General features: G+C 66.6%; 7 protein-coding genes. 4 read left to right on the forward strand and 3 right to left on the reverse strand.

Annotated elements, in window-relative coordinates; genetic code table 11:
- The 4 genes from ampD to AC1D12_RS17305 all read left to right on the forward strand — a co-directional run.
- A partial coding sequence (gene ampD / locus AC1D12_RS17290; protein ID WP_477841778.1) for a 1,6-anhydro-N-acetylmuramyl-L-alanine amidase AmpD occupies positions 1–552 on the forward strand: 552 nt, incomplete at its 5' end.
- Positions 553–1,104: 552 nt separating this feature from the next.
- Positions 1,105–4,053, forward strand: a complete 2,949-nt coding sequence (locus AC1D12_RS17295) for a ribonucleoside-diphosphate reductase subunit alpha (protein WP_047506615.1) — start codon at positions 1,105–1,107, stop codon at positions 4,051–4,053.
- Between the two features lie 154 nt (positions 4,054–4,207).
- On the forward strand, positions 4,208–5,410 hold the full coding sequence (locus AC1D12_RS17300) for a ribonucleotide-diphosphate reductase subunit beta (RefSeq protein WP_465112852.1): 1,203 nt from the start codon (positions 4,208–4,210) through the stop codon (positions 5,408–5,410).
- A gap of 227 nt (positions 5,411–5,637) precedes the next feature.
- Complete coding sequence (locus AC1D12_RS17305; RefSeq protein ID WP_477841781.1) at positions 5,638–6,138, forward strand: histone H1-like DNA-binding protein; 501 nt, start codon at positions 5,638–5,640, stop codon at positions 6,136–6,138.
- A gap of 53 nt (positions 6,139–6,191) precedes the next feature.
- On the opposite strand, the gene AC1D12_RS17310 is transcribed toward AC1D12_RS17305, so the two are convergent.
- The 3 genes from AC1D12_RS17310 to AC1D12_RS17320 all read right to left on the reverse strand — a co-directional run.
- Entirely contained in the window at positions 6,192–6,542 is a 351-nt protein-coding gene (locus tag AC1D12_RS17310) for a hypothetical protein (RefSeq protein WP_477841783.1), read from the reverse strand.
- Positions 6,543–6,677: 135 nt separating this feature from the next.
- Complete coding sequence (locus AC1D12_RS17315; RefSeq protein WP_477841785.1) at positions 6,678–7,583, reverse strand: carbohydrate kinase family protein; 906 nt, start codon at positions 7,581–7,583, stop codon at positions 6,678–6,680.
- A gap of 48 nt (positions 7,584–7,631) precedes the next feature.
- Positions 7,632–8,367: DUF3426 domain-containing protein (locus AC1D12_RS17320; protein WP_477841787.1), on the reverse strand; the 736-nt coding region annotated here is incomplete at its 5' end.

An 8,367-nucleotide genomic window follows, 5' to 3' on the forward strand; every position in this document is an offset into this window, starting at 1 on the left:
GAACAGGCCCGCCGTTGCGCGTCGCCCAACTTCGGGCCGCGGCCGGCCGGCTGCGCGGTCGAACTGGCCCTCGTCCACTCGATCAGCCTGCCGCCCGGCGAGTACGGCGGCGATGCGATCGAGCGGCTGTTCGCGAACCGGCTCGACTGGGACGCGCACCCCTACTTCCAGCAGATCCGCGGGCTGCAGGTGTCGTCGCACTTCGTCGTGCGGCGCGACGGCGAGCTGCTGCAGTTCGTCTCGTGCAACGAGCGCGCATGGCACGCCGGCCGCTCGGCCTGGCGCGGGCGCGAGAACTGCAACGACTTCTCGGTCGGCGTCGAGCTGGAAGGGCTGGAGGGCGAGCGCTTCGAGGAGGCGCAGTACGCGCGGCTGCTGCCGTTGCTGCGCGCGCTCGCGCGGCGCTATCCGCTGCAGGGCGTGGCCGGGCACGAGCATGTCGCACCCGGCCGCAAGATCGACCCCGGCCCGGGCTTCGACTGGCCGCGCGTGACCGAGGGCCTGCGCTGGCACGGTCGGTATTTTCCCGAAGGCTTGCGCGGGCCGCGCTGAGTGCCGCACGAGAGGGCCTGCGTTCGCATCGCGGCAAGCCAGTTTCCATCGGCGTCTGCGGCGCAAATCGGCGGGAGCGCAAGGCTGCGCGCGGATGCATCGCCGCAGGTGCAGCGCCGGTGGGCGCCGAGGCCGCGCGGCAATCAAAAACGGCGCGTCGAGGTGCACCGCCGCTTCATCCCCCTTGTTTGTCGGGACGCTATAGCTAGTGCTTGAAGGGTGGGGAGCCCCCAGATATAGTGTCCCTCGTGGTATTCTCTTGTCCCAACATCTTCAGGCCCGCGCCCGCCCTTGCTGCCGGTGTCAATGACGTGCGACGACATGTCATGACGAGCAGCAGCGACAGGGCGGCACCCGGGTCCCGCGTGTTGGCAAGCCGTTCCACAGCCTCACCCATCGCGCTCGTCCATCGTTCTTCACCGGTCCTTCTCATGCGTCTTCGGCGGCTCAGCGCCGGCGGCGCGCCGCAGCCTTTGCGCTGTGGGGCGGGTCCGGCGTGAGCCCTGGTCATTGAATCCGTATCGCGTCGACAGACCACAAGAAGGGGTATCCATGCAAGCAGTCAGCAACGTCACTCCCAACGCCGCCTCCTCCACCAGCAGCACGCCGCGCAGCGGCACCGGCCCCGCGGCCTCCGCGTCGGCCTACCAGGGCTACCAGATCATCCGCCGCAACGGCGCGGTCGTGTCCTTCGAACCCAACAAGATCGCCGTCGCCCTGATGAAGGCGTTCCTCGCCGTGCACGGCACGCAGGGCGCGGCCTCGGCCAGCGTGCGCGAGACGGTCGACGGGCTGACCGAATCGGTCGTGCGCGCGCTGCTGCGTTCGCGCCCGGGCGGCGGCACCTTCCACATCGAGGACGTGCAGGACCATGTCGAACTCGGCCTGATGCGCGGCGGCCACCACGAGGTGGCGCGTGCCTACGTGCTGTACCGCGAGCGCCGTTCGCAGGAGCGTTCGAAGCAGGGCCACGTGGCCGCGGCCGCCGCCGAGCCGGCGCTGATGGTGATCGACCGCGGCCAGCGCGTGCCGCTCGACTTCGCCCGCCTGCAGGTGCTGATCGAATCGGCCTGTGCCGACCTGGGCGCCGACGTGAAGCCCGACCCCATCCTGGCCGAGACGCGCCGCAACCTCTACGACGGCGTGCCGATCGATGAAGTGCACAAGGCCGCGATCCTGGCCGCGCGCACGCTGATCGAGAAGGACCCCGGCTACACCCGCGCCACCGCGCGGCTGCTGCTGCACACGATCCGCAAGGAAATCCTCGGTGAAGAGGTGCTGCAGGCCGAGATGCCGGCGCGCTACGCCGACTACTTCCCCGGCTTCATCAAGAAGGGCGTGCAGGCCGAGCGGCTCGACGAGAAGCTGCTGCAGTACGACCTGGTCCGCCTGGGCGCGGCGCTGAAGGCCGAGCGCGACCTGCAGTTCGACTACCTCGGCCTGCAGACGCTGTACGACCGCTACTTCCTGCACATCAACGAAGTGCGCATCGAGATGCCGCAGGCCTTCTACATGCGCGTCGCGATGGGCCTGGCGCTCAACGAGATCGACCGCGAAGCGCGCGCGATCGAGTTCTATGAAGTGCTGTCCAGCTTCGACTTCATGAGCTCGACGCCGACGCTGTTCAACGCCGGCACGCAGCGCTCGCAGCTGTCGAGCTGCTACCTGACGACCGTCGCCGACGACCTGGAAGGCATCTACGAAGCGCTGAAGGAGAACGCGCTGCTGTCGAAGTTCGCCGGCGGCCTGGGCAACGACTGGACCAACGTGCGCGCGCTCGGTTCGCACATCAAGGGCACCAACGGCAAGAGCCAGGGCGTCGTGCCGTTCCTGAAGGTCGTCAACGACACCGCCGTCGCGGTGAACCAGGGCGGCAAGCGCAAGGGCGCCGTCTGCGCCTACCTGGAGACCTGGCACCTCGACATCGAGGAGTTCCTGGAACTGCGCAAGAACACCGGCGACGACCGCCGCCGCACCCACGACATGAACACCGCGAACTGGATTCCGGACCTGTTCATGCGCCGCGTGATGGAGGGTGGCGACTGGACGCTGTTCTCGCCGTCGACCTGCCCCGACCTGCACGACAAGTTCGGCAAGGCTTTCGAGGAGGCCTACACGCGCTATGAAGACAAGGCCGCGCGCGGCGAGATCAAGCTGTTCAAGAAGATCCCCGCCAAGGACCTGTGGCGCCGCATGCTCTCGATGCTGTTCGAGACCGGCCACCCGTGGATCACCTTCAAGGACGCCTGCAACGTGCGCTCGCCGCAGCAGCACGTCGGCGTCGTGCACTCGAGCAACCTGTGCACCGAGATCACGCTGAACACCAGCGAGACCGAGATCGCCGTGTGCAACCTGGGTTCGGTGAACCTGGTGCACCACCTGAAGCAGGTCGACGGCACGGTGCAGATCGACCACGCGAAGCTGAAGAAGACCGTCGCCACCGCGATGCGCATGCTCGACAACGTGATCGACATCAACTACTACGCCGTCAAGAAGGCGCGTGACTCCAACCTGCGCCACCGCCCGGTGGGCCTGGGGATCATGGGCTTCCAGGATGCGCTGTATGAACTGCGCACGCCGTACGCCTCGGACGACGCGGTGTCGTTCGCCGACCGCTCGATGGAAGCCGTCTGCTACTACGCCTACTGGGCGTCGACCGAACTGGCGGCCGAGCGCGGCCGCTACTCCAGCTACCGCGGCTCGCTGTGGGACAGGGGGATCCTGCCGATCGACTCGCTCGACCTGCTGGCCGAGGCCCGCGGCGGGTATGTCGACGTCGACCGCAGCGCGACGCTGGACTGGTCGGCGCTGCGCAGCCGCATCGCCGAGCACGGCATGCGCAACTCCAACTGCGTGGCGATCGCACCGACCGCGACCATCTCGAACATCATCGGCGTCAGCGCGTCGATCGAGCCGTCGTTCGGCAACCTGTCGGTGAAGTCCAACCTGTCGGGCGAGTTCACGATCGTCAACGAGTACCTGGTGCGCGACCTGAAGAAGCTCGGCCTGTGGGACGACGTGATGGTGATGGACCTGAAGCACTTYGACGGTTCGCTGCGCCGCATCGACCGCGTGCCGGCCGACCTGAAGGCGTTGTACGCGACGGCCTTCGAGGTCGAGACGCAGTGGCTGGTCGAGGCCGCCGCGCGCCGCCAGAAGTGGATCGACCAGGCGCAGTCGCTGAACATCTACATGGCCGGCGCCTCGGGCAAGAAGCTCGACGAGACCTACAAGCTCGCGTGGACGCGCGGCCTGAAGACCACCTACTACCTGCGCACCGTCGGCGCGACGCATGCCGAGAAGTCGACCGTGAAGGCGGGGCAGATGAACTCGGTGTCGAGCGGTGATGGATCGTCGTCGATGGGTGCGGCGCCGGTCGCTGCGGTGGCTGTTGCGCCGGTGATGACGGCCGCTGCGCCGGTGTTCTCCGCATCGCAAGAGCCTGCCACCGACATCAAGTTCTGCGCGATCGACGACCCGACGTGTGAAGCGTGCCAGTGATGCACTGAGCAACGCGCGTGCTCATCGCGAGTCTTCGCGAATGCACGCGCGTTTTTCGATGCGACACAGCAACAGCGAAGTGCTCGCGATGTCAATAAGTGCTTGGTGTTTCAACACAACACTCTCATAATTCAACGCGTCAAGGAAGTCCACCATGTTGGTTTGGGAAGAAGACCTTAAACCCTCGATCTCTCACAAAGCGAGTCCCGCGCAGAGCCTGCCCTCTCAAGCGCGTGCGGTCGCTCCATCTCCTGACTTCGATGCTGCGATCGCAGCACCTGCCTCCCCCTTGATCCCCACCTCCCTGAACACTTCCAGCACCTCCGCTCCTGCCGCCGCGCAACGCGTGAAGGCCGCCGACAAGCGCATCATCAACGGCCGCACCGACGTCAACCAGCTGGTGCCGTTCAAGTACAAGTGGGCGTGGGAGAAGTACCTCGCGACCTGCGCGAACCACTGGATGCCGCAGGAAGTGAACATGTCGCGCGACATCGCGACCTGGAAGGATCCGAACGGCCTGAGCGACGACGAGCGCCGCATCATCAAGCGCAACCTCGGCTTCTTCGTCACTGCCGATTCGCTGGCCGCCAACAACATCGTGCTGGGCACCTACCGCCACATCACGGCGCCCGAATGCCGCCAGTTCCTGCTGCGCCAGGCCTTCGAGGAAGCGATCCACACGCACGCCTATCAGTACATCGTCGAGTCGCTCGGGCTGGACGAGAGCGAGATCTTCAACGCCTACAACGAGGTGAAGTCGATCCGCGACAAGGACGAATTCCTGATCCCGTTCATCAACGCGATCATGGATCCGAACTTCAACACCGGAACGCCCGAGAACGACCGGACGCTGCTGAAGTCGCTGATCGTGTTCGCCTGCCTGATGGAAGGCATGTTCTTCTACGTCGGCTTCACGCAGATCCTGGCGCTCGGTCGCCAGAACAAGATGACGGGCGCTGCCGAGCAGTACCAATACATCCTGCGCGACGAGTCGATGCACTGCAACTTCGGCATCGACCTGATCAACCAGATCAAGCTCGAGAATCCGCACCTCTGGACGGCGGAGTTCAAGGCCGAGATCAAGGCCTTGTTCATGACGGCCGTCGAGCTCGAATACCGCTACGCCGAGGACACCATGCCGCGCGGCGTGCTGGGCCTCAATGCATCGATGTTCAAGGGTTACCTGCGCTACATCGCCAACCGGCGTGCAACGCAGATTGGTTTGGAAGAGCTCTTCCCGAACGAGGAAAACCCGTTCCCGTGGATGAGCGAAATGATCGACCTGAAAAAGGAGCGCAACTTCTTCGAGACGCGTGTCATCGAGTACCAATCCGGTGGCGCCCTCTCGTGGGACTGACGCTTCGCTGACTGCATCACAGAGATCAGCAACAGGTCATGGACGAGATCAAGATTCGCAGGCCGTCAAGAGATCACCGCCAAGCACGCGGTGGCCAACGGCCTGCAACCCCATTCACCGTACCGGGGCGTCCCTCCTGGGCGACTTCGGACAGTGAATAACTGCCTCGCATCGGCATGGCGCCGGCGCAGGGCAGTGCTCTTTCAACTTGATCAAGGAGAAATGTAATGGCAACTGCAAAGAAGGCTCCGGCCAAGAAGGCGGCAGCGAAGAAGGCTCCGGCAAAGAAGGTCGCGGCGAAGAAGGCCCCGGCGAAGAAGGTCGCAGCGAAGAAGGCTCCGGCCAAGAAGGTCGCAGCGAAGAAGGTCGCCGCCAAGAAGGCGCCGGCAAAGAAGGCCGCGGCCAAGAAGGCGCCGGCGAAGAAGGTTGCAGCGAAGAAGGTTGCGGCGAAGAAGGCTCCGGCGAAGAAGGCCGCGGCCAAGAAGGCGCCGGCGAAGAAGGCTGCTGCCAAGAAGGCGCCTGCCAAGAAGGCTGCTGCGAAGAAGGCCCCTGCGAAGAAGGCTGCGAAGCCTGCGGCCAAGAAGGCGGCCAAGAAGCCGGCCRCCAAGAAGGCGGCACCCGCGGCGCCTGCTGCGCCTGCTGCTGCGAAGCCTGCGGCTGCTCCTGCAGCCAAGACCGCGCTCAGCCCTGCGGCTGCGTGGCCTTTCCCGACGGGCAACAAGCCCTGAGGCCGGAAGGCGTTCAGACAAAACCCGGCTTCGGCCGGGTTTTTTTCTGACCGCTACATCGGCAGCGTGTCGGCGAACCCGTTGGGTGGCAGGATCGGACCGTCACCGGCCCCGGTGCGGCCGCCGGTGGGCATCRGCAGGTCGACGTCGAGCTGGGATTGCATCACCGCCTGCAGGTCGCTGCGCTTCTGCTGCAGCACCGCCATCTGCTTGTGCAGCTGCTCGATCTGCTTGCGCGCCTGCTGCGCGTGCAAGCCGGCGACGTGCCGGGCCTTCTCCATCTTGTCGACCTTCTGCTGCAAGGCCTTCAGGCGGCGGCCGTACCACCAATGGCATGCGCCCCACGTCACCGCGCAGAGCGCGAGTGTCGTGAAAGCCAGGACGAGTGACTGGAAAGCCTGCATCGCGTATTCCCTTTGCCGGCTCTTTTCGACGAACCGATCAACCCCGACGACAGTATCAACATTTGTCTGACGCAGGGCGTGAAGATATCCCGGAAATGCCGATGGGTCACCCCCTCGCTCCAGGGAACCTTCCGCTCACACCCCGAGTGCCGTGCGATCGATCACATGGTTCTGGCCGCCGCGGCTGGCGATCTTCAGCGCGCCGATCCGGTTGCCCAGGCCGACGCAGCGCTCCAGCGTCCAGCCGCGTTCGAGGCCGTACAGCAGCGCGGCGCGGAAGGCGTCACCGCAGCCGGTCGGGTCGAGCACCTCGGTCGCCGGCACGCCCGGTACCCGCGTGCGCACGCCTTGCTCCCACAGCTCGCAGCCCTCGGCGCCGAGCGTCACGACGACGCCCTTCAGATGCGAGCGCGACATCGCCTCGATGCTCAGCCCGGTGCGCTCCGACAGCATGCGCGCCTCGTAGTCGTTGACAGTCACCCAGCTCGCCTGTGCGATGAAGCGGTTCAGCTCGGCGCCGTCGAACATCGGCAGGCCCTGGCCCGGATCGAAGATGAACGGGATCTGCGCATCGGCCAGCTGCTGCGCATGCTGCAGCATCGCGTCGCGGCCATCGGGCGCGACGATCGCGATGCGCACGCCGCGATCGGTCGGCACCGTCGTCGTGTGCGCCGCCTGCATCGCACCGGGGTGGAAGGCGGTGATCTGGTTGTTGTCGGTGTCGGTGATGATGATGGCCTGCGCGGTGTAGCTGTCCGGCACGTTGCGCACGAACTCGGTGCTGGCGCCCCACGACGCGATGCGCGCGCGGTACTCCACGTCGTCGGCGCCCACGGTGGCCATCACCAGCGGTTCGCCGCCCAGCTTGGCGAGCGTGTAGGCGATGTTGCCGGCACAGCCGCCGAACTCGCGGCGCAGCGTCGGCACCAGGAACGACACGTTCAGGATGTGCACCTGCTCCGGCAGGATCTGCTGCGCGAAGCGGCCGGGGAACATCGTGATGGTGTCGAAGGCGAGGGATCCGCAGATGAGGGCTGACATGGGAGGCTCCGGGAGAGGAACGCGGCGTTCGCGTTCAGGGTCGGTGATTCAGGGATAGAAGATCTCGACGGTGTAGCCGCTGACGCGGCGTCCGTCGGTGGAGAGCAGCACCTGCAGGCTGCTCTCGGCGCCCGCCGCGACCACCGGCGTCGCGACGCGGAAGTCCGACGGCGCGAGCGCACGACGCGCGACCAGCTGGCCGCTCGGGTCGCTCAGGCTCAGGTCGATCGACGGCATCGCGAGCGCCAGCGCGCTGCGGTTGCGCAGCACGACCGACAGCTTGTAGGCCGCGCCGCCATTGGCCGGCGCGAGCGCGCTGCTCTCGACGACCAGGTCGTCGATGCGGCGTGGCGCGCCGATCTCGCAATGCCATTGCTTGCAGGCCATCGCGAGCCACGGCTTGGTGTCGGGCCACTGCGCAGCGATGGTGTCGCGGAAATGCAGCGCCGCCTGGCCGGCCAGCCCGGCCAGCAGCCCGATCGCGCACAGCGACAGCACGCCGCGCACCCAGGGGCTGCGCCAGCGCTCGCGCTGGCGGGCTTCGCGCACGAAGCCGGGGGCGGCAGGCCGGGGTGCCGACGGCCGCGCGGCGGGCTTGGCCGCCGGCTTGCCCGCCTGCTTCGCGGCCGGCTTGGCCACCGGCTTGGATTTGCGGGGCGGCGCCGGCGGCGGGGCGCCGCCGTTGATCTCGCTCTCCAGCAAGTCCATGTTGAACTGCGCGTCGGAGAAATCGACCCGGTCGCGCTGCGCCACGCCCTGCGCCGGCGTCTGCGCGACGTCGGCC

The organism is Rhizobacter sp. P1_G5 (assembly GCF_056405435.1).

What these genes read in the sequence shown, in the direction of transcription:
- AC1D12_RS17300 (WP_465112852.1), top strand. Translation starts at nt 4,208, where the DNA reads ATGTTGGTTTGGGAAGAAGACCTTAAACCCTCGATCTCTCACAAAGCG.
- AC1D12_RS17315 (WP_477841785.1), bottom strand. Translation starts at nt 7,583, where the DNA reads ATGTCAGCCCTCATCTGCGGATCCCTCGCCTTCGACACCATCACGATG.